Below are 21,570 nucleotides of genomic sequence, written 5' to 3'. Positions count from 1 at the left end.
GGGGGGATACGCGTGGCGCGGCTTTCCTCATACAGTGTGGAGGATGACCGTATCTTCCCAGGACGCCCCGCGGGACGCCGTGCCCGACTCCGTTCCGGCCGCGGAGGTCGCCGGCCCCCGGCTGCGCGCCGCGCTGGAGGACATCCCCGCCTACCTGCCGGGCCGCCCGGCCGCCGCGCGGGCCGACGGCCGCGCGGTGTACAAGCTGTCCTCCAACGAGAACCCCTACCCGCCGCTGCCCGGGGTGCTGGAGGCCGCCGTGGGCGCGGCCGGCGCCTTCAACCGCTATCCGGACCTCGCGGCCGGCGAACTGCTGGCCGAGCTGTCCGGCCACTTCGGGGTACCGGTGAGCCATCTGGCCACCGGCACGGGCTCGGTGGGCGTCGCCCAGCAGCTGCTCCAGGCGACGGCGGGACCGGGGGACGAGGTGGTGTACGCCTGGCGGTCCTTCGAGGCCTATCCGATCATCACGCAGATCTCGGGGGCCACCTCGGTCCGGGTGCCGCTGACGGCCGGCGAGGAGCACGACCTGGACGCGATGGCCGACGCCGTCACCGACCGCACCCGGCTGATCTTCGTCTGCACCCCGAACAACCCCACCGGCACCGCCATCGGCCACGCCGCGCTCTCCCGCTTCCTGGACCGGGTGCCCTCCGACGTCCTGGTGGTGATCGACGAGGCGTACCGGGAGTTCGTCCGTGACGACACGGCGGCCGACGGGCTCGCGCTCTACCGGGACCGTCCCAACGTGTGCGTCCTGCGCACCTTCTCCAAGGCGTACGGGCTGGCCGGGCTGCGGGTGGGCTTCGCGGTGGCGCACGAGCCGGTGGCGGCGGCGCTGCGCAAGACGGCGGTGCCCTTCGGGGTGAGCCAGATCGCCCAGAACGCGGCCATCGCCTCGCTGCGCGCCGAGCCGGCGCTGCTGGAGCGGGTGGCGGCCCTGGTCGCCGAGCGGACGCGGGTGGCGGACGCGCTGCGCGAGCAGGGCTGGCCGGTGCCGGACTCGCAGGCGAACTTCGTGTGGCTGCGGCTGGGCGCGGACACCGCCCGGTTCGCGGCGGCCTGCGAGGAGGCGGGCGTGACGGTGCGGCCGTTCGCCGGCGAGGGGGTACGGATCACGGTCGCCGAGCCCGAGGCGAACGATGTGGTGCTGGCCACGGCGGCGGCCTTCCGCGCCTCCGTCTCGTCCTGATCACACCCCTTCTGACCTGCGCTTTCCGCGCTGCTGACCGCTCCCGGACCCCCGCGGGGGACCCCGGGAGCGGTGTGCCATCATCGTACTTGTGAATGTGAATACGTTCACAAGGTACGGGGCGCAGGGAAGGAGACCCCCGTGGATCTGGCGCTCGCCGACGAAACACTGGCACGGTGGCAGTTCGGGATCACCACCGTCTACCACTTCCTCTTCGTACCGCTGACGATCTCGCTCGCCTCCCTCACGGCCGGCCTGCAGACCGCCTGGGTACGCACCGGCAAGGAGAAGTACCTCCGGGCCACCAAGTTCTGGGGAAAGATCTTCCTCATCAACATCGCGCTCGGCGTGGTGACCGGCATCCTCCAGGAGTTCCAGTTCGGCATGAACTGGTCGGACTACTCCCGCTTCGTCGGGGACGTCTTCGGCGCTCCGCTGGCCTTCGAGGCGCTGATCGCCTTCTTCTTCGAGTCCACCTTCATCGGACTGTGGATCTTCGGCTGGGACAAGCTCCCGCAGAAGATCCATCTCGCCACCATCTGGATGGTGGCCATCGGCACCGTGCTCTCCGCGTACTTCATCCTGGCCGCCAACTCCTGGATGCAGCACCCGGTCGGCTACCGCATCAACGAGGAGACCGGACGCGCCGAGCTGACCGACATCGTCCACGTCCTCACCCAGAACACCGCCGTCGCCCAGTTCGCGCACACCATCACCGCCGCCTTCCTCACCGGCGGCGCGTTCATGGTCGGCATCGCCGCCTACCACCTGATCCGCAAGCAGCACATCCGCGTGATGCGCACCTCGCTGCGGCTCGGCCTGATCACCATGGTCGTGGCCGGCATGCTCACCGCCTTCTCCGGCGACCGGCTCGGCAAGATCATGTACGACCAGCAGCCGATGAAGATGGCCGCCGCCGAAGCGCTGTGGGACACCCAGGCCCCGGCCCCGTTCTCCCTGTTCAGCATCGGCGACGTGGCCAAGGGCCACAACGACGTCGCCATCGAGATCCCCGGGCTGCTCTCCTTCCTCGCCCACGACAACTTCCACGACCCGGTGCCCGGCATCAACGACACCAACGAGGCAATGCAGGAGCAGTACGGGCCCGGCGACTACCGCCCCAACATCCCGGTCGCCTACTGGAGCTTCCGCTGGATGATCGGCTTCGGCATGTCCTCCGCCGCGCTCGGCGCCGCCGGACTGTGGCTCACCCGCCGCCGGCTGTGGCTCGCCGAGGATCTGCGCACCGACGAGGACACCGTGCCCCGGCTCGCCCTCACCCGCGACCGCGAACTGGGCCCCGCCCTCACCCGCGGCTACTGGCGGCTCGCCCTGCTCACCATGCTCTTCCCGCTGATCGCCAACGCCTGGGGCTGGATCTTCACCGAGACCGGCCGCCAGCCCTGGGTGGTCTACGGCGTCCTGCGCACCTCCGACGCCGTCTCCCCCGGTGTCTCACAGGGTGAGGTGATCGCCTCCATGACGCTGTTCACCCTGCTGTACGCGATCCTCGCCGTCGTCGAGGTGCGGCTCATCGCCAAGTACGCCAAGGCGGGCCCGCCCGAGCTGACCGAAGCCGACCTCAACCCGCCCACCCGCATCGGCGGCCACGACCGCGACAGCGGACCCGGCGGCACGGACGGCACCGGCGATCCGGACGGGACGCGGCAACCGGAGGACCGTCCCATGGCCTTCTCCTACTGAGACCCGCGCACAAGGAGCATGTGATGAACCTCCCCGACGTGTGGTTCGCCCTCATCGCCGTCCTGTGGATCGGCTACTTCTTCCTGGAGGGCTTCGACTTCGGTGTCGGCGTCCTGACCAAGGCCCTCGCCCGCGACCGCACCGAACGCCGCGTCCTCATCAACACCATCGGCCCGGTCTGGGACGGCAACGAGGTCTGGCTGCTGACCGCGGCCGGCGCCACCTTCGCCGCCTTCCCGGACTGGTACGCCACCCTCTTCTCCGGCTTCTACCTGCTGTTGCTCGCCGTCCTGCTGTGCCTCATCGTGCGCGGCGTGGCCTTCGAGTACCGCGCCAAGCGGCCCGGCGAGCGCTGGCAGCGCAACTGGGAGCACGCGATTTTCTGGTGCTCGGCGGTGCCCGCCTTCCTGTGGGGCGTGATCTTCGCCAACATCGTGCGCGGGGTCCCGCTGGACGCCTCCCACGAGTACACCGGTGACGTCTTCGGCCTGCTCAACCCGTACGCGCTGCTCGGCGGGGCGCTCACCCTGGTGCTGTTCACCTTCCACGGGGCGGTCTTCACCGCGCTCAAGACGGTCGGCGACATCCGGGGACGGGCCCGGCGGCTCGCCACCGGACTCGGCCTGGCCGCCCTGGCGCTGGCCGCCGCCTTCCTGCTGTGGACCCAGGACGCGAGCGGCGACACCCGTACGCTGGTGGCCATGGTGGTCGCCGCCCTCTCGCTGGGCGCTGCGCTGGCCGCGAACGCCAGGGGCCGCGAGGGCTGGGCGTTCAGCTGGTCGGGGCTGGCCATCGTGGCCGCCGTGGCCATGCTGTTCCTGGCGCTGTTCCCCGAGGTGATGCCGTCGACCGGGGACCCGGCCGGCACGCTCACCATCGAGAACGCCGCCTCCAGCCCCTACACCCTGCGGATCATGACCTGGTGCGCGGCCATCGCCACCCCGATCGTGCTGCTCTACCAGGGCTGGACGTACTGGGTCTTCCGCAAGCGCATCGGGACCCAGCACATCGCGCCGGCGGCACACTGACGACGGCCTCACCAGCAGGGACGGAAGGGACCGATGAAGCCGGTAGACCCGAGACTGCTCCGTTACGCCCGAGCCACCCGCGGCTTCCTGGCCGCCTCGGTGGCGCTGGGGCTGACCGGAGCCGTCCTGCTCATCGCCCAGGCCATGCTGATCGCCGAGATCGTGGCCGGCGCCTTCTGGGACGGCCGCGACCTCGCCTCGCTCCGCACCCCGCTGCTGTTGCTCGCCGCCACCGCGCTGGGGCGCGCGCTGGTGGCCTGGCTGACCGAACTGGCCGCGCACCGGGCCGGGGCGGCGGTCAAGTCCGAGCTGCGGATGCGGCTGCTCGGACATGCCGCCCGGCTCGGTCCCGGCTGGCTGAGCGGGCAGCGCAGCGGTGAGCTGACCGCACTGGCCACCCGGGGCGTGGACGCGCTCGACGACTACTTCGCGCGCTATCTGCCCCAGCTGGGCCTCGCGGTGGTGGTGCCGGTGGCGGTCCTGGCCCGGATCGTCACCGACGACTGGGTCTCGGCCGCGATCATCGCGGGCACCCTGCCGCTGATCCCGCTCTTCATGGTCCTCATCGGCTGGGCCACCCAGGCGCAGATGGACCGCCAGTGGCGGCAGCTGGCCCGGCTCTCCGGCCACTTCCTGGACGTGGTGGGCGGGCTGACCACACTCAAGGTGTTCGGCCGGGCCAAGGCCCAGGCCGAGAACATCCGGGCCATCACCGCCGACTACCGCCGCTCCACCCTGCGGACGCTGCGGGTCGCCTTTCTGTCCTCCTTCGCCCTGGAACTGCTCGCCACCATCTCGGTCGCCCTGGTCGCCGTCACCATCGGCATGCGCCTGGTGCACGGCGAACTCGATCTCTACACCGGCCTGGTGGTGCTCATCCTGGCGCCGGAGGCCTATCTGCCGCTGCGCCAGGTCGGCGCCCAGTTCCACGCCGCCCAGGAGGGCCTGTCGGCGGCGGCCGAGGTCTTCGAGGTCCTGGAGACCGCTCCCGGCCGCGCGCCGGGCACCCTCGCCCCGCCGCCCGGTGCGCCGATCCGGCTTGAGGGTGTGGCGGTCCGGCACCCCGGCCGGGATCAGGACTCGCTGGCGCCGACCACCCTCACCCTCGCCCCGGGCGAGACCGTGGCGCTGACCGGCCCGTCGGGCGCCGGCAAGACCACTCTGCTCCATGTCGTCCTCGGCTTCACCCGCCCGGACCGGGGGCAGGTGCTCATCGGCGACACGGATCTGGCGTCCGTGGACCTCGCCGCCTGGCACCGCCGTATCGCCTGGGTGCCGCAGCACCCCCGGCTGTTCGCCGGCACCATCGCGGAGAACGTCCGGCTGGCCCGCCCCGAGGCCACCGACACGGAGGTCGCGGCGGCGCTGCGGGCGGCGGCGGCCGGGGATCTCGACCCCGGGCGGCGGCTGGACGAGGCGGGCGGCGGCCTGTCGGCCGGCCAGCGCCAGCGCGTCGCCCTGGCCCGCGCCCTGCTGGCCGACCGCCCCATCCTGCTGCTCGACGAGCCCACCGCCGCACTGGACGGCAGCACCGAGGCGGAGATCGTCGCCACCATCACCGCGCTGGCCGCCGACCGTACCGTCCTGCTGGTCACCCACCGTCCGGCTCTGCTGGCTGCCGCCGATCGGGTGTTTCACGTGAAACAGGGCACCACCGGCGCAGCCGCCGCCCCCGCTCCGCCCGCGCCCGTGGGCGAACACGCGTCCGATCCGGCCGTGGCCGACCGGCCCGCCACCGCCACCCCGCAGCCGACCGCCCACCGGGCGGCGGACGCTCCAGCCGACACCGACACCACCGTCGACACCGCCACCGGTACCGACGCCGACGCCCCCGCCCTCGGCCCGCTCGCCTGGATACGGCACACCGGCGCGGGCCGGCGCGGACAGCTGATCCTCGGAGCCGTCCTCGGCGCGCTCGCCCTCGGCTCCGCCACCGGACTGATGGCCGTCTCCGGCTGGCTCATCTCCCGCGCCTCCGAACAGCCGCCCATCCTCTATCTGATGGTCGCCGTCACCGCCACCCGCGCCTTCGGCATCGGCCGGGCCGTCTTCCGCTACGCCGAACGCCTCGTCAGCCACGACGCCGTCCTGCGGATCCTCGCCGGGCTGCGGGTCGCCGTCTACCGGCGGCTGGAGCGGCTCGCCCCCGCAGGGCTGCGCCGCACCCGGCGCGGCGACCTGCTCTCACGGCTCGTCACCGACGTCGACGCCCTCCAGGACTACTACCTGCGCTGGCTGCTGCCCGCCGTCGCGGCCGGCACCGTCTCGGCCGGCGCCGTCGCGTTCACCACCTGGCTGCTGCCCGCCGCCGGTGCCGCCCTCGCGGCCGGGCTGCTGCTCGCCGGAGTGGCCGTACCCGCCCTCAGCGCCGCGCTCGCCCGCCGGAACGACCGCCGGCTGGCCCCCGCACGCGGTGAGTTGGCCACCCGCACCGTCGATCTGCTCACCGGCACCGCCGAACTGACCGTGGCCGGCGCCCTGCCCGCCCAGCTGGACGCCGTCCGCGCGGCCGACAGCCGGCTGACCCGGATCGCCGCCAGGTCGGCCGCCGTCACCGGCCTGGCCGGCGGACTGCTCGCCCTCATCACCGGGCTCACCGTCACCGCCACCGCCTGGGCCGGCGTCCCGGCAGTGGCCGACGGCCGGCTCACCGGCGTCTGGCTGGCCACCGTCGTCCTCGTCCCGCTGGCCGCCTTCGAGGCGGTCCTGGGCCTGCCCCTGGCCGTCCAGCACCGGCAGCGCGCCCGCCGCGCCGCCGAACGCATCCGCGACGTCCTGGACGCCCCCGCGCCGGTACGGGAACCCGAACACCCCGCCGCCACCCCGGCGGGACCGTTCCCGCTGCGGCTGCGCGGCCTGACCGCCCGCTACCCCGGCACCGCACCCGACGCCCCGCCCGCCCTGGACGGCGTCGACCTGGACCTCATCCCCGGCCACCGGATCGCGGTCGTCGGCCCCTCCGGAGCCGGGAAGACCACTCTGGCCCAGGTGCTGCTGCGCTTCCTCGACCCGGCGCACCCCACCGGGCCCACCGGCACCGCCCCCTACACCCTCGCCGGCACCCCGGCCACCGACCTGGACGGCGACGCCGTACGCCGGCACATCGGCCTGTGCGCCCAGGACGCCCACCTCTTCGACAGCACCCTGCGCGAGAACCTCCGGCTCGCCGACCCCTCCGCCGACGACGCCGCCCTGCGCACCGCGCTCGCCGGAGCCCGGCTGCTGGAGTGGGTGGACGCGCTGCCCGACGGCCTGGACACCGAGGTCGGCGAACACGGCGCCCGGCTCTCCGGCGGCCAGCGCCAGCGGCTCGCACTCGCCCGCGCCCTCCTCGCCGACTTCCCCGTGCTGATCCTGGACGAGCCCGCCGAACACCTCGACCTGCCCACCGCCGACGCCCTCACCCACGACCTGCTCGCCGCCACCGAGGGCCGCACCACCGTGCTGATCACCCACCGGCTCGCCGGGCTCGACGCCGTCGACGAGGTCCTGGTGCTGGCGGCGGGACGGCCCGTACAGCGCGGCCCGTACGCCGAGCTGGCCGCCACCGAGGGGCCCTTCCGGCGGATGCTGGAACGGGAGGCCGCAGCCGGGGCCCCGGCCCGGCCGATTCCGACTTTCGCCGCAAAGAGGGACTAACTACCCTCGCTGCTATGACACCGCAGGCCCCGGCCGGGCCACCCCCGCCGCTCAGCCCCGAGCTGGCCCGCCGGATGCCCCGGCTGCTCGACGCCATGAGCTCCCTCGGCGCCGGCACCGAGCTGCCCACCCTGCTGGACCGGATCGTCACCACGGCCGCCGACCTGGCCGGAGCCCGCTACGCCGCGCTGGCCGTCCTGTCGGACGACGGCGAGCGGATCGGCGAATTCGCCGCACACGGCACCGACCCGGGCACCCTCGGCCGCGCCCCGCTCCTGGCCGAACTCCTGGAGCACGGCGGACGCCCCCGCCCCACCCGGGAACCCGGCGGCGTGCTGGCGGTCCCCATCCGGGTGCACGGCGCCGGCTTCGGCGGCCTCTACCTGGCCGAGACGCACGACGGGCACCCGTTCACCGACGAGGACCGGCGGATGCTGGACATCCTCGCGACCGAGGCGGGCATCGCGATCGGCAACGCCCGGCTGTACGAGGCGGTACGCCAGCAGGCCCGCTGGATGGACGGCAGCGTCGAACTGTCCGCCTCCCTGCTGGCCGAGGACGTCGACAACGCGCTCGCCGTCGTCGCCGAACAGGCCAGACGGCTCGCCGACGCGGACGCCGGGCTGGTCCTGGTGCCCACCGGCGACGCCGACAACCTGGAGGTCGTCGCCGCCAGCATCACCCCCGGCGGCCCGCCCCTGATCGGCACCGCCCTGCCCGCCGACGCCGACACCGTGCGCCAGTTGCTGTCCGGCGAACCCGTCTTCATCGAGGACACCGCCACCGACCCCCGGCTCACCACCCGCCGCTTCGCCGAACACTTCGGCCCCTGCATGCTGCTCCCGCTCACCAGCGGCGACCGGACCCTCGGCGCCCTCGGCCTGCCCCGCGCCCCCGGCGGCGACCCGTACTCCGTACCCGAGCGGGCCATGGCCACCCAGTTCGCCCAGCAGGCGGCGCTCGCCCTGGTGCTCGCCCAGGCCCGCGCCGACCGGGAATCGCTCGCCGTGTACGAGGACCGCGACCGGATCGGGCGCGACCTGCACGATCTCGTCATCCAGCGGCTGTTCGCGGTCGGCATGCTGCTGGAGGGCGCCCGCCGGGCCCTGCCGGAGGCGACCGGCACCGGCAGGGACGGCGACCGGGACCGTAACGGCAGGAGCAACGGCAACGGCGTCGCCGACCGGATCGGCAAAGCCGTCACCGAACTCGACGCGACCATCCAGGAGATCCGCACCACCGTCTTCGCCCTCCAGCAACAGCCGGACGAGGCCCAGGCCGGGCTGCGCACCCGCGTGCTGCGCGAGACCGGCACCGCCGCGCAGAGCCTCGGCTTCGCCCCCTCGGTGTCCTTCACCGGCCCGGTCGACACCCGGGTGGCGGAGGGCGTGGCCCGCAATCTCGTCGCCGCGCTGCGCGAGGCACTGTCCAACGCGGCCCGGCACGCCCGGGCCGGGCGGGTGGAGGTGACGGTGGACGCCACCGCCGCGCTGCCGGACGGACGGGAAGCGGTCCGGCTGACGGTCGCGGACGACGGGGTGGGCCTGCCGGAGGAGGGCGCCGGCCGCCGCAGCGGACTGCGCAACCTCGCCGACCGGGCCGCCGAGCTGGGCGGATACAGCGAACTCGGCCCCGGGCTCGGCGGTTCGGGCCTCAAAATGATCTGGCACGTGCCCCTGTGACCCGATAGCGTCCGGCCATGACATCAGCTAAACGGACCGTGGTCATCAGCGGCGGCGGCACCGGCATCGGCCTCGCGACGGCCGACGCCTTCGCCCGCGGAGGCGACACCCCCGTACTGATCGGGCGGCGCGCGGAGGTGCTGGAGCGGGCGGCGGAACGGATCGGCGGCGGCGCCGTGGCCGTACCCGCCGATCTGACGGATCCGGCGCAGGTGGCCCGGGCGGCGGCCGAGATCGGGGAGCGGTTCGGCACGGTGGACGTGCTGATCAACAACGCCGGCGGCCTCGCCGGCGGCGGGGAACCCACCGGGGCGGAACCGGCGGAGCGGCTGGCGGCGGTGGCCGCGGAGTGGGAGACGGCGTTCCGGCTCAACACGCTGAGCGCCGTGCTGCTGACCGAGGCCCTGCGCGAGCGGCTGGCCTCCCCGGGCGGCCGGGTGCTGTTCGTGTCCTCCATCGCCGCGTACCGGGGCTCGGGCCGGGGCTCCTACGGCTCGGGCAAGGCGGCGCTGCACCCGCACGCCTTCGACCTGGCCCGGCAGCTCGGCCCGCGCGGCATCACGGTGAACGTGGTCGCGCCGGGGCTCATCGCCGACACCGAGTTCTTCGGCCCGGACGGCATGCCGCAGGAGCGGCTGCGAGCCCGGGTGTCGGAGACCATGAACGGCCGGGCCGGCGAGCCCGGCGACGTGGCCCAGACCCTGCACTGGCTGGCCTCGCACGCGGCCGGCCACATCACCGCCCAGACCGTCCAGGTGAACGGCGGTGCGGAGCGGGGCCGCTGAGGCCGCCCCGGCCGGCTACGGCTTGACGGCGAGCCCGGCCACCAGGAGCTGCTGCCAGATGGTGAGTCCGGAGCGGTGCTCCAGCCGGGGCCGCCACTCGGCGGCGGGCTTGATCCCCGGCTCCAGGATGTCGAGCCCGTCGAACAGCGCGGCTATCTCCTCGTCGGTACGCCAGCGGCCCCGGCCCAGCGAACCCTGGAGCAGCCCTTCCAGCTTCGCGGACTCCGGGTCGCGGCGGCTGCGGAAGTGGCTGATGAAGAAGTAGCTGCCGGACGGCACGGCCTCGCGCCAGTACCGCATCACCCCGTAGGGATCCTCGTCGTCGTTGAGGTGGTGCAGCACCGCGGAGAGGATGACGCCGACGGGCCGGCCGAAGTCGATGAGCCGCAGGAGTTCGGGGTTCTCTCTTATGGCACGCGGGTCGCGGATGTCGGCCTGGACCACCGTGGTCTGCGCGTTCTCGGCGAGCAGGGCGCGGCCGTGGGCGAGGACGATGGGGTCGTTGTCGATGTAGACGACGCGCGCCTCGGAGGTGTGCCGCTCGGCGACCTGGTGCACATTGTCGGCGGTGGGCAGCCCGCTGCCGAAGTCGATGAACTGCCGGATGTCCGTGTGGGCGGCGATGTCCCCGATGGCGCGCACCAGCGCGTGCCGGTTGTCGATGGCGATCTGCACGGCGCCGGGCAGTTTTACGATGAACTCGTCGCCGAATTCCCGGTCGACGGCGTAATTGTCCTTGCCGCCGATGAGGTAGTCGTAGGTCCGCGCGATGCTGGGCCTGCTCAGATCGATCCCCGGGATGGCGTCGTCGCTCATCTCAGTATCCCTCCGCGGACGGCGTGATGAATGGCCGTCAGCTTAACTCCGGCCAGGAGCGGCCGGGAGGGGTCGGGACGCCGCCCGGCACCCGCCGGCGACGGCAGGGGCGGACGTACCCGCTCACCGGATCAACGGGCGCCGCGCGGCTGCGGAATGGCGTGCCGGGGCGGGTTGATCAGGGTGATCTGCCGCACCAGCTGGTGGAAGGCGACAAGCGCGGAGATGGGCGGCAGACCGGCCACGGCCAGATCGGTGACGGTCTTGGGGGCCTGCTCGACGCAGAGGTAGACGGCGAGACCGGAGAAGAAGATCACCACGGCCCAGGAGTGGGCGGCGCGGCGCTGGTGGAGGGCGGCGCGCACGATGGAGAGCGAGGCGACCAGCCACGGCCCGTAGATCAGCACCGGCCACCAGCCGGTGAGCCCGCCGGCCGCGCTCGGGGAGACCATGTCGCGCAGCGGCTGGTAGGAGATGACGCCGCCCAGCACGCTGAGCATGGCCGCGATGAGGGTGAGCGCGGCGGCGATCAGCAGACTGCCCCAGCGCAGCCACTGCACGGGCCCCGGCCGGCTGGGCAGCGTGATCCGCCGCCGGGGGCGCCGGTGCCGGGCGCTGGGGTCCGACGGATCGGGCGCGGGCGCCGCGTGCGCCGGACCGCTGTGCGCCGGCGGCTGATGGCCGGCCTGCGGGGCGGCGGTCTGCAGGAGCTGGGCGAGATCGCCGTCGAACTGCCAGTTCCCGTCCCGGTTCTGGAGCAGCTGCTGGGTGTCGTCCGCCTCGTAAAGCACCGACCTGTAAGGGGATTCCGGAAAAGGCGAGGGATTCTGTGCGCTCATACTCCGCCAACGACCTCTGTGTGACCTCGATGCGTGGCATTGGAGTGAATGTCCAGTTTATTGATTAATGAAACGATCAATGCCCGCCGCTGACCTGGGACATCGGGATGCGCGCGTCCCACTCAGGGGTGATGTATGGCCCGTTCGTGGTAAGCCGCAGCAAACGCCTGCTTACCGTACAAACATGAAGGAACAGCAGCCCCACTCGCGGGCCTCGCACCGCGACGCCATCGACATCAGCGATTTCGTGTACGCGGCCACCGGCACCCGCATCCGCCGCCTCAGCACCCCGGACGGCGAGCACTGGTTCCCGGTGACCGATGTGCTCAAGGGCCTGGGGTACACCAACCCGGCCAAGACCCTCTCGGACCATGTTCCGGCCGAGGCCCAGGCCAAGCTCTCATGTCTAACCAAAACTTATACATTGGATGTTCCCGCAGGTCACGGCCTCAAGAAGTCCATGTGGATGGTGAACCTGGCCGGCCTCCTCATGCTGGTGGGAGGAGCGACCAAACCGAGTACCCGGCCCTTCAAGGCCTGGATCGTCAATGTGGTCACCAGCGTTCAGCGCGAAGGCTCCTACCGCCTCCCCACCGCCGAGGTCCAGCCCGCCCTCCCCGATGCCCCGGGCACGGCCGCCGCCCCCGGCACGCCCGTCGCCTACGCCATGCCGCCGCAGATCGCCGATGCCATCGTGCGTCTCGAAGAACGCGCCCTGCGCAGTGACGAGGCCCTCGCCGCCCTCCAGCGCGAGGCCAACGCCTCCCGGCGGGAGATGGCCGACGCCCTGCGGTCCGTCGCCGACGTGCTCGACGGGATCCGGGACCGGCTCGGTCCCGGTCCCGCCGCCGTGCCGGGCCCGCCGCCGGGGCCGCGGGTGCCCCGGCAGCGGGCGGCGCCCCGATCGCGGGGCCGGGGCGCCGCCGAGGAGTTGCTGGCCGGCTGGCGGGCCCGGCTCACCATCACCGACGACGTGTGGGCCGTCGCCGTACTGCTCGCGCCCGCGCTCGTCGCCGACGGGCAGGTGGTCTGCTCCGCCGGCGACATCGCCGCCCGCACCGGCCTCACCGCGGCCCGCGTGCACGACAGCCTGCGTTTCCTGGTCAAACGGCACTGCGTCCGCCAGATCGGCGTGCTGCGCGAGCACCCGGTGTACGCCCTGTACTGAGCCGGGCGTCCGGGTCCGGTCAGTCGGTGACCGGCAGATACACCCGGTTGCCGCCCGCCGCGAACTCGGCCGATTTCTCCGCCATCCGCTCCCTGATGTCCCGGCTGATCCGCATCGAGCAGAACTTCGGCCCGCACATCGAGCAGAAGTGCGCCGTCTTCGCGGGCTCGGCCGGCAGGGTCTCGTCGTGGAAGGCCCGTGCCGTGTCCGGGTCGAGCGACAGGTTGAACTGGTCCTCCCAGCGGAAGTCGAACCGCGCCTCGGACAGCGCGTCGTCCCACCGCTGGGCCCCCGGGTGGCCCTTCGCCAGATCCGCCGCGTGCGCCGCGATCCGGTACGTGATCACCCCGGTCTTGACGTCGTCGCGGTCCGGCAGCCCCAGATGCTCCTTGGGCGTGACGTAACAGAGCATCGCCGTGCCCCACCACCCGATCATGGCCGCGCCGATCGCCGAGGTGATGTGGTCGTACCCGGGCGCGATGTCCGTCGTCAGCGGCCCGAGCGTGTAGAACGGCGCCTCCTCGCAGATCTCCTGCTGGAGGTCGACGTTCTCCTTGATCTTGTGCATCGGGACATGGCCCGGGCCCTCGATCATCGTCTGCACGTCGTGCGCCTTGGCGATCCGGTTCAGCTCACCCAGCGTCCGCAGCTCGGCGAACTGCGCCTCGTCGTTCGCGTCCGCGATCGACCCGGGCCGCAGCCCGTCCCCCAGCGAGAAGGTGATGTCGTACTCCCGCAGGATCGTGCACAGTTCCTCGAAGTGGGTGTACAGAAAGCTCTCCTCGTGGTGCGCCAGGCACCACGCCGCCATGATCGAGCCGCCGCGCGAGACGATCCCCGTGGTCCGCCCCGCGGTCAGCGGGACGTACCGCAGCAGCACCCCGGCGTGCACGGTCATGTAGTCCACGCCCTGCTCGGCCTGTTCGATCACCGTGTCGCGGAAGACCTCCCAGCTCAGCTCCTCCGCCCGGCCGCCGACCTTCTCCAGCGCCTGGTACAGCGGCACCGTGCCGACCGGCACCGGCGAGTTCCGCAGCACCCACTCCCGCGTCGTGTGGATGTCCTTGCCCGTCGACAGATCCATGATGGTGTCGGCGCCCCACCGCGTGGCCCAGCGCATCTTCTCCACCTCCTCCTCGATGGAGGAGGTGACGGCGGAGTTGCCGATGTTGGCGTTCACCTTCACCAGGAAGTTCTTGCCGATGATCATCGGCTCGGCCTCCGGGTGGCGCACATTGGCGGGCAGCACCGCCCGCCCCGCCGCGATCTCCGCGCGCACGAACTCCGGGCTGCGGTCCTCCCGGAGCGCGACGTACTCCATCTCCTCGGTGATCTCCCCGCGCCGGGCGTACGCGAGTTGCGTCAGCCCGTCGCCGGAGCGCCGGCGCGCCGCCCGCTCCGCCAGCCACGGGGCGCGCAGTGGCGGCAGCCCGCGCCGTACGTCGGTGGTGACCTCCGGATCGGTGTACGGACCCGAGGTGTCGTACAGCGTCACGTCGCGTCCGTCGGTCAGATGCACCCGGCGCACCGGCACCCGCAAGTCGGGGCGCGATCCGCTGAGATAGCCCTTGTGCGAGCCGAGCACACGTGTGTCCTGCTTGGTCATGACGACCCAACTCCCTACGCCGGCATTACCCGGTACCAGGTTCGGCGGTCGGCGCAGCCGCTCAGCGCCCTCTCAGCCCCGTGCTCGGAGCTCCCGCGATGTCACTTCAGCGCCACCACGCTAACCGGTTCCCGGCCCCGCTGAACAGACCGCCCGGGATTCTCTTGCGATGATCGGCGGGTGACAGACACCCACCACCACACGCACAGCCACGGCCCGCCGCCGCCCGTCTCGGCGCATCTGCGCCGGGTCATAGCGGCCGTTCTGATCCCGTTCGCCGCCGCCGTGGCCGCCGGGCTGCTGCTGTTGTGGCCCGGCGGCGCGCCCACCGCGGGCGACGAGCACACCGGCGTCGGCTACGACCAGCAGTTCGAGGACGCGAAGGTCATCGCGATCGAGGAGATGAACTGCGCCGACATCGGGGTACAGGTGCCGCGCGGCGTGGACGACACCTGCGAGCAGGCGACCGTCGAGGTGACCAGCGGCCCGCACGTTGGCCGTACGTTCCACGAGGTGGTGCCGCCGGACGCCACCCAGAAGTTCCACACGGGCCAGAAGGTCATCGTGGCGTACGCGCCCAACGCGCCCGAGGAACTCCAGTACAGCGTCACCGACGTGGACCGGCAGTTCCCGATCCTGCTGCTGGCCGCCGTCTTCGCCCTGGCGGTGGTCCTGGTGGGCCGGCTGCGCGGACTGCTCGCGCTCATCGGCCTGGTGGTCAGCTTCGCGGTGCTGACGCTGTTCATCCTGCCCGCGATCCTGCACGGCTCGAACCCGCTGCTGGTGGCGGTGATCGGCGGCAGCGCCATCATGCTGGTGACGCTGTACCTGTGTCACGGCGTCAACGCCCGCACCTCGGTCGCGGTGCTCGGCACCCTCATCTCGCTCGTCCTGATCGGGGTGCTCGGCTCGCTCTTCACCGCCTGGGCCCATCTGTCCGGCAACACCGACGACCAGACGGGCCTGATCCACAGCCTCTACCCCGGCATCGAGATCCGCGGCGTCCTGCTGGCCGGCATCCTCATCGGCTCGCTCGGCGTCCTGGACGACGTCACCGTCACCCAGACCTCGGCCGTCTGGGAGCTGAAGGCCGCCGAGCCGGACGCCGGGTGGCTCAAGCTCTACCGGGCCGGCATGCGCATCGGCCGCGACCACATCGCCTCGGTGGTCAACACCCTCGTCCTGGCCTACGCGGGGGCCGCGCTGCCCCTGCTGCTCCTGTTCACCGTGGCCCAGGCCTCGGTGGGCACCGTCGCGTTCAGCGAGCTGGTGTCGGAGGAGATCGTCCGCACCCTGGTGGGCTCGATCGGACTGGTCGCCTCGGTCCCGGTCACCACCGTGCTCGCGGCGCTGGTCGTCAGCGCCGACCGGCCACCGGGCGCCGGGCCGGGCGGCACCGGCGCTACCAGCCGCCGCCGGAGGAGGAGGAAGCGGTGAACTTCCGCACCAGGAAGATCAGCAGCGCGATCAGCGCGGCGCACACCAGAATCTTGAACATCAGACTCATCACCCAGGTGAGCACGGAGGTGATCAGCCCGCCGAAGACCACCAGCACGATGGCGGGGATGGCGACCCAGCGCACCCACCACGGCAGTGACCTGAACAGTTCTCTCATGACGCACGGCTCCTCAATCCGCAGTCCGACATCCCCCTGGCACCGTTGTTCCGATGCTAAGCGGGCCCGTGGGCGGGCGGGAGGGCCTCGGTCCCCGGTCCTCCCCTGACCGGCCCCTGACGGGACCCTGATGCCCGCGCCCCCGCTTCTCAGCCCTCGGGCGGAGAAAAGATCACCATCACCCGCAGATCCTCCGTGATGTGGTGGAACCTGCACGGGGTGTGCGCCGGTACGTAGACGATGCTGCCGCGCGCCACCCGTGTGCTCTCCGTACCCACCGTCACCTCGGCATGGCCGCTGGCCACGAAGTACAGCACGTCCTGACGCTGCGGCTGCTGCGTGTCGGCATCACCGACATTGAGCGCGTACAGCCCCGCCGACATATGGCGCTCACGGAGAAACCGCAGGTAGGCACCGTTGTGAGCCATCCGCTCGGCTTCGAGCTGATCCAGCCGAAACTGCTTCATCGCCTCGCACCCCTTGCCCGGCCCGCGGTCCGGTCTGCAACGATCTCCACCATGAAGAGCATCCTGTTCAAGTTCATCGCCAACGCCGTGGCGCTGCTGGCGGCGGTCTGGCTGGTCAGCGGCATCACCCTCGGTGACGACGACGCCGGCACCGGCGGCAAGACCCTCACCCTGATCCTCGTCGCGCTGATCTTCGGCCTGGTCAACCTCATCGTCAAGCCGATCGTGAAGTTCCTGGCCTTTCCGCTCCTGGTGCTCACCCTGGGCCTGTTCACCCTGGTGATCAACGCGCTGATGCTGATGCTGACCGGCTGGATCGCCGGCGACTCCTTCGAGGTCAACGGCTTCGGCTCGGCCGTCCTCGGCGGTCTGATCATCTCCATCGTCTCCTGGGCCGTCAATCTGATCCTCGACCGGGACTGAGGAACCGGCCATGACCCCCCGCGCGTACCGCCTCTGCTTCGTCTGCACGGGCAACATCTGCCGCTCGCCGATGGCCGAGATCATCTGCCGGGAGCTGCTGCCCGGGTACGGGCTCGGTGACGGGCTCGTCACCGTCTCCAGTGCCGGGACCGACAGCTGGCACGAGGGCGAGGGCGCCGATCCCCGCACCGTGCGCGAGCTGGCCGCCGCCGGCTACCCGGGCGGGGAGCGGCATGTCGCGCGGGGCTTCACCGCCGCCGATCTCACCGCGCACGACCTGATCGTCGCGCTGGACCGGGGGCACCTGGCGGCACTGCGCCGCCTGGCGCCCACCCCGGCCGACGCGGCGCGGATCCGGCTGCTGTGCCCCGACGGCACGGACGTACCCGATCCTTACTACGGCGGCCCGGAAGGCTTCACCGCCTGCCGCGAACTGATCGAAGCCGCCCTGCCCCACCTGCTGACCGAGGTCGGCACGGCGATCGGCACGGCCACCGGCACCGACGCCGCCACCGCACACCACGGAAAGCAGCACCTCGCATGAGCCACCTCCCGCCCCCCGCCGAGCCCGGCGACGGCACCCGCGCCGTCCACGCGGGGCTCCCCGCCCCGCGTCCCGGCCGGCCCGCGCTGCCGGGACCGGTCTTCGCCGCCCACTACCACCTCCCCGGCGACCCGGCCGAGGCCACCTACGGCTACGGCCGCAACGCCAACCCCACCTGGACCGCGCTGGAAACCGCCCTGGCCGGCCTCGAATCCCCCGGCCGCGAGGCGCACGCCGTCGTCTTCGCCTCCGGGATGGCCGCCACCTCCGCCGTGCTGTTCACCCAGCTGCGCGCGGGCGACACCGCCGTCCTGCCCACCGACGGCTACCACGGCACCTCGGGGCTCATCCCGCGCCTGGAGGCGTTCGGCGTCCGCGTCACCACCGTGCCCACCGGCGGGCCGCGGCAGTACGCGGCGCTGGACGGGGCCCGGCTGATGTGGACCGAATCCCCCTCCAACCCCGGCCTGGACGTGTGCGACCTGGCCGCCCTGGCCGAGGCCGCGCACGCCCGCGGCGCGCTGCTCGCCGTCGACAACACCCTCGCCACCCCGCTCGGCCAGCGCCCGCTCGACCTGGGCGCCGACTTCTCCATGGCCAGCGGCACCAAGGGCCTCAGCGGCCACGGCGATCTGCTGCTCGGCTACGTCGTCACCCGCGACGCCGCCGCGGCCGAGGCGCTGCGCGGCTGGCGGGCCGCCATCGGCGCCATCCCCGGCCCCATGGAGACCTGGCTGGCCCACCGCTCCCTGGCCACCCTCCAGCTGCGGGTGGACCGGCAGGCGAGCAACGCGCTCGCCGTCGCCACCGCGCTGCGCGAGCGGCCCGAGGTCACCGGGCTGCGCCACCCCGGGCTGCCCGACGACCCGGCGCACGCCCTCGCCGCCCGCCAGATGCGGCGGTACGGCTGCGTGGTCTCCTTCACCCTCGCCGACCGCGACACCGCCGAACGCTTTCTGGCCGCGCTGCGCATCGTCGACAACGCCACCAGCTTCGGCGGGGTGCGCTCCACCGCCGAACGCCGGGCCCGCTGGGGCGGCGACGACGTACCCGAGGGCTTCATCCGGCTGTCGGTGGGGGTGGAGGACGCCGCCGACCTCATCGCCGATCTGACCGGCGCCCTCGACGCGGCGGCCGGCTGACGCACCGTCCGGGGCCCGGCGAGGTTTCGTACGGCGGGGTTCGGGCGATGGGTACCCGCATGACCGACGCACCACCGGTGGTCAAGCGCACCGCCCGTGCCATCCTGCTGGCCGGGAACGACACCGAACTGATCGTCATCAAGCGCACCAAGCCGGGCCGGCCGCCGTACTGGATCACCCCGGGCGGCGGCGTCGAGCCGTCCGACACCACGGTGCTGGACGCCCTGCACCGCGAGGTGTCCGAGGAACTGGGCGCCCGGATCACGGGCGCGGTGCCGGCGTTCGTCGACACGGTGCCGCACGTCCCCGAGCCGGGCGAGCGGACGCCGCCCGGCCTCAAGGTGCAGCACTTCTTCGTGTGCCGGCTGACCGCCATGGACCCGGCGCTGCGGCACGGGCCCGAGGTGACCGAGCCGCGCGGGGAGTACGAGATCGTGCGGCTGCCGTTCACCCCGGACGGGCTCGGCGCGGTCGATCTCGTCCCGTTCACCCTGCGCGGGTACCTGATCCGGAACATCGCAGGGGTGCGGGCGCTGCTCGCCCCCGACCTCGGCTGAACCCCCTCACCGGCCAAACCAGCCCGCACCGTGCGGGTGCTCCCGGCCGGCGTCCGGGGGCGGCTCGTGCGGGCCGCGCCGCTCGGCCTCGGCCAGCGCCCGCTCGGCCTGTTCCTGCCAGTCGTGCGCCCGGGGCGGGGGCACCGGGACGGACGGCGGCGGCAGCGGCAGCCCGGGCGCGGCCACCGGGGCGGGCGCCGGCTCGGGCGGGGGAAGCGGTACGGGGGCCGGTGGCGGTGGCGGTACGGCGGCGGGCGGCGGTACGGGGGCCGGCTGCGGCAGCGCGGCGGGCGGCGGAGGCGGCGGGGGCGGGGGTGCCTGGACCGGAACCGGCGCCGGCGGCTGCGCCGTACCCGGGGCCGCACCGGGACCCGTACCCGTGCCCGTACCCCTGGGCCCCGGCTCCCCGCGTGCCTCGCGCGCCTGCCGGGCGGCACCGAAGAAGTCGCCGCCCTTGCGCCGGTAGTCGTCGCTGCCCCACGCCCGTGCCGTGCGCTTGGGCGCCTTCACCAGATGCGGGATGTGCTTGGCGCAGTGGATGTACGCCTCCTCCACCTCCACCCGCACCCACAGCTCGGCGCGCCGCCCCGGGGCGGTGTCCCGCGGGAGTTCCGGGTGCAGGGCACGCAGTTCGGCGTCCGGGACGATGTGGGCCCGGCCGTTGATGTGCAGCCCGATCCGCGCCCGGTCGAAGTCCATCAAAAGCATCCCGGCGTGCGGGTTCTCCGTGATGTTGCCCATCGAGGCGTGCACCCCGTTGCCCCGGTACTCCGGGTAGGCCACCGACCGGTGGTCCAGGACGTGGATGAAGCCGGGCGGCCCGGCCCGGAAACTGCTGTCGCACTCCCCGTTGCGGTCGGCGGTGGCCAGGAAGAACATCTCCGCCCTGGCCACGAACTCCCGCATCCGCTCGTTGAGGTGGTCGAGCAGTTGCTCCTCGTAGAAGCGGTCGGCCCGGTGCTCGCTGCCGAGCTGCCGCTGCAGCTCGTGCTCGCCGTCGCTGCCGGGCAGCCGGGCGCTGTCATCCCCGTTGTTCATCCTCAGACCTTGCGTCGTGCCGTGCTCGGTGACTCACTGGTGCGAGGCCAGCCCCGCGGCGGTCAACGTACCCGTGAAGTCGTGCCGTATCCGGCGTTCCTCGATCCCCGCCGAGACCAGCGCCGCCACGCTGTGCCGGATCATCTGCGGCGGCCCGGACAGATAGCCGTCGAACTCCGGCCACGGCCCGTACTCCCGCACCGCCTCCGGCAGCCGCCCCGCGAAGCCGCGGGTCGCGTACTGCGCGACGACCGGACGCACCGACAGCCAGTCGTAGCGGCGCTCCAGTTCCAGGAACGACTCCAGGTCGTACAGGTCGGAGTCCCGGTTGGCGCCGAAGAACACCTCCATCCGGCGCCGCCTGCCGCGCTCGGCGACATCCTCCACCAGCGCCTTGATCGGCGCGATCCCGGTGGAGCCGCCCACGCACAGCAGCCCGCTGTCGGAGGTGTGGTCGATGGTCATCGCCCCCTCCGGCGGCCCGAGCCGCACCACGTCCCCCAGCCGCGCGCGGTGCACCAGCGCCCGGGAGACCCAGCCGGCCGGCACCGCCTTCACATGGAAGGTCAGCAGCCCGTCCGGGCGCGGCGAGCAGGCGAAGGAGTACTGCCGCCACTCGCGCGGCCACCACGGCGTCTCCATGCTGGCGTACTGGCCGGCGCGGTACGGGTAGGGCTGGTCGGGGCGGACGGTCACCACCGCGACATCGGAGGTGCGCGGCTCGTGGCCGACGATCTCCGCGTGCCACCAGGCGGGGGAGCGCAGTTCGTCGTCGGCGGCGGCGTCGATCATGATCTGGGAGATCGCGGTGTACGCGCGCACCCACGCGGCCTCGGCCTCCGGGCCCCAGGTGCGCGGGGCGAATCGTTCCAGCGCGGTCATCAGGCACTCGCCGACGGCCGGGTAGTGGGTGGAGCGGGTGCCGTACTTGCGGTGGCCGCGCCCCAGTTGCATCAGGTACTCGGTGAGCGAGACGGTGTCGTCGATGTGCCGCGCCGAGGTGAGCAGCGCGCCGAAGAGCCGGTCGCGCTGGGCGTCCATGGCCGGGGGGAACATCTCGCGCAGATAAGGGTGGTTCACGAACAGCAGCGCGTAGAAGAACGAGGTGGCCTCGTCGGCCACCGGCTCCATCTCCGCCAGCGTGCGCCGGATCAGCACGGCATCGGGTGACGGCGGGCGCCCTTGCGGGACCCCGGTACGAGCGGTGCCGTCGTCGGCCGGTATCGCGGTCATGTGCTCTGCCTCGCCTCGATCAACTCCCGGTGGGTCAGCGTGCCAGCGCGCGCACCGGGGCCGGGTGGTCAGCCGGATATTCCGGCCAGAGA

At 72.7% G+C, this 21,570-nt stretch carries 18 protein-coding genes, 1 pseudogene and 1 riboswitch; of the genes and pseudogenes, 12 read left to right on the top strand and 7 right to left on the bottom strand.

Going from position 1 to position 21,570, the window contains the following annotated elements; translation table 11 throughout:
• Positions 1-43 precede the first annotated feature (43 nt).
• The 6 genes from hisC (at position 44) to BM385_RS13120 (ending at position 10,030) form a co-directional block, all read left to right on the top strand.
• The gene (gene hisC, locus BM385_RS13145) at positions 44-1,192 is read left to right on the top strand and encodes a histidinol-phosphate transaminase (protein ID WP_254791543.1); all 1,149 of its coding nucleotides are present in this window, start codon (positions 44-46) and stop codon (positions 1,190-1,192) included.
• Between the two features lie 141 nt (positions 1,193-1,333).
• A complete protein-coding gene (locus tag BM385_RS13140) occupies positions 1,334-2,896 on the top strand; it encodes a cytochrome ubiquinol oxidase subunit I (RefSeq protein ID WP_093843144.1) in 1,563 nt (520 codons plus the stop codon).
• Between the two features lie 23 nt (positions 2,897-2,919).
• Positions 2,920-3,924 carry a cytochrome d ubiquinol oxidase subunit II gene (gene cydB, locus BM385_RS13135; protein WP_093843143.1) on the top strand — a complete coding sequence of 335 codons (1,005 nt, stop codon included), beginning with the start codon at positions 2,920-2,922 and terminating at the stop codon, positions 3,922-3,924.
• 33 nt (positions 3,925-3,957) lie between these two features.
• Positions 3,958-7,563, top strand: coding sequence for a thiol reductant ABC exporter subunit CydD (cydD, locus tag BM385_RS13130; RefSeq protein WP_093843142.1), 3,606 nt, complete (start codon positions 3,958-3,960; stop codon positions 7,561-7,563).
• Positions 7,564-7,577: 14 nt separating this feature from the next.
• Positions 7,578-9,245, top strand: coding sequence for a sensor histidine kinase (locus BM385_RS13125; RefSeq protein ID WP_093843141.1), 1,668 nt, complete (start codon positions 7,578-7,580; stop codon positions 9,243-9,245).
• Positions 9,246-9,262: 17 nt separating this feature from the next.
• Positions 9,263-10,030, top strand: a complete 768-nt coding sequence (locus BM385_RS13120) for an SDR family NAD(P)-dependent oxidoreductase (RefSeq protein WP_093843140.1) — start codon at positions 9,263-9,265, stop codon at positions 10,028-10,030.
• 15 nt (positions 10,031-10,045) lie between these two features.
• Here the strand turns inward: BM385_RS13120 and BM385_RS13115 are convergent, their stop codons facing one another.
• Both BM385_RS13115 and BM385_RS13110 read right to left on the bottom strand, forming a co-directional pair.
• Positions 10,046-10,846 carry an SAM-dependent methyltransferase gene (locus tag BM385_RS13115; RefSeq protein WP_019432230.1) on the bottom strand — a complete coding sequence of 267 codons (801 nt, stop codon included), beginning with the start codon at positions 10,844-10,846 and terminating at the stop codon, positions 10,046-10,048.
• 131 nt (positions 10,847-10,977) lie between these two features.
• The gene (locus BM385_RS13110) at positions 10,978-11,637 is read right to left on the bottom strand and encodes a DUF2637 domain-containing protein (RefSeq protein WP_093843139.1); all 660 of its coding nucleotides are present in this window, start codon (positions 11,635-11,637) and stop codon (positions 10,978-10,980) included.
• Positions 11,638-11,869: 232 nt separating this feature from the next.
• Between BM385_RS13110 and BM385_RS13105 the strand changes: the two genes are divergently transcribed.
• Positions 11,870-12,853 carry a BRO-N domain-containing protein gene (locus tag BM385_RS13105; RefSeq protein WP_019432228.1) on the top strand — a complete coding sequence of 328 codons (984 nt, stop codon included), beginning with the start codon at positions 11,870-11,872 and terminating at the stop codon, positions 12,851-12,853.
• 19 nt (positions 12,854-12,872) lie between these two features.
• Here the strand turns inward: BM385_RS13105 and thiC are convergent, their stop codons facing one another.
• Complete coding sequence (thiC, locus tag BM385_RS13100) at positions 12,873-14,459, bottom strand: phosphomethylpyrimidine synthase ThiC (protein WP_019432227.1); 1,587 nt, start codon at positions 14,457-14,459, stop codon at positions 12,873-12,875.
• Positions 14,454-14,566: riboswitch (TPP riboswitch) on the bottom strand. (Overlaps the previous gene by 6 nt.)
• A gap of 73 nt (positions 14,567-14,639) precedes the next feature.
• On the opposite strand from thiC, the gene BM385_RS13095 reads away from it, so the two are divergent.
• Positions 14,640-15,896, top strand: coding sequence for a YibE/F family protein (locus tag BM385_RS13095; protein ID WP_093843138.1), 1,257 nt, complete (start codon positions 14,640-14,642; stop codon positions 15,894-15,896).
• Here the strand turns inward: BM385_RS13095 and BM385_RS13090 are convergent.
• Together BM385_RS13090 and BM385_RS13085 are read right to left on the bottom strand one after the other, a co-directional pair.
• Entirely contained in the window at positions 15,862-16,074 is a 213-nt protein-coding gene (locus BM385_RS13090) for a DUF5326 family protein (RefSeq protein WP_019432225.1), read from the bottom strand. The genes BM385_RS13095 and BM385_RS13090 overlap by 35 nt on opposite strands.
• 149 nt (positions 16,075-16,223) lie before the next feature.
• Positions 16,224-16,541, bottom strand: coding sequence for a cupin domain-containing protein (locus BM385_RS13085; RefSeq protein ID WP_019432224.1), 318 nt, complete (start codon positions 16,539-16,541; stop codon positions 16,224-16,226).
• A 51-nt stretch (positions 16,542-16,592) separates the two neighbouring features.
• On the opposite strand from BM385_RS13085, the gene BM385_RS13080 reads away from it, so the two are divergent.
• From BM385_RS13080 to BM385_RS13065, 4 genes are read left to right on the top strand one after another with little or no spacing between them, the layout of a single operon-like run.
• Positions 16,593-16,964 carry a phage holin family protein gene (locus BM385_RS13080; RefSeq protein ID WP_019432223.1) on the top strand — a complete coding sequence of 124 codons (372 nt, stop codon included), beginning with the start codon at positions 16,593-16,595 and terminating at the stop codon, positions 16,962-16,964.
• A 10-nt stretch (positions 16,965-16,974) separates the two neighbouring features.
• Positions 16,975-17,508 carry a low molecular weight protein-tyrosine-phosphatase gene (locus tag BM385_RS13075; RefSeq protein WP_019432222.1) on the top strand — a complete coding sequence of 178 codons (534 nt, stop codon included), beginning with the start codon at positions 16,975-16,977 and terminating at the stop codon, positions 17,506-17,508.
• The gene (locus BM385_RS13070) at positions 17,505-18,650 is read left to right on the top strand and encodes a cystathionine gamma-lyase (protein ID WP_093843137.1); all 1,146 of its coding nucleotides are present in this window, start codon (positions 17,505-17,507) and stop codon (positions 18,648-18,650) included. Before BM385_RS13075 ends, BM385_RS13070 begins: the two co-directional genes overlap by 4 nt.
• Before the next feature lie 59 nt (positions 18,651-18,709).
• Positions 18,710-19,207 carry an NUDIX domain-containing protein gene (locus BM385_RS13065; RefSeq protein ID WP_026047158.1) on the top strand — a complete coding sequence of 166 codons (498 nt, stop codon included), beginning with the start codon at positions 18,710-18,712 and terminating at the stop codon, positions 19,205-19,207.
• Between the two features lie 6 nt (positions 19,208-19,213).
• Here BM385_RS13065 and BM385_RS13060 read toward each other — a convergent pair whose 3' ends face one another.
• A complete protein-coding gene (locus tag BM385_RS13060) occupies positions 19,214-20,245 on the bottom strand; it encodes a pyridoxamine 5'-phosphate oxidase family protein (protein ID WP_093843136.1) in 1,032 nt (343 codons plus the stop codon).
• 33 nt (positions 20,246-20,278) lie between these two features.
• A pseudogene (locus tag BM385_RS13055) lies at positions 20,279-21,511 on the bottom strand (globin domain-containing protein); the annotation flags it as partial.
• Positions 21,512-21,570 lie beyond the last annotated feature (59 nt).

Origin of the sequence: Streptomyces harbinensis (assembly GCF_900116145.1) — a bacterium.
Classification (GTDB): Bacteria; Actinomycetota; Actinomycetes; order Streptomycetales; family Streptomycetaceae; genus Streptomyces; species Streptomyces carpaticus.
The sequence above is the reverse complement of the archived record's forward strand: the minus strand, read 5'-3'. Positions and strand labels throughout refer to the sequence as shown.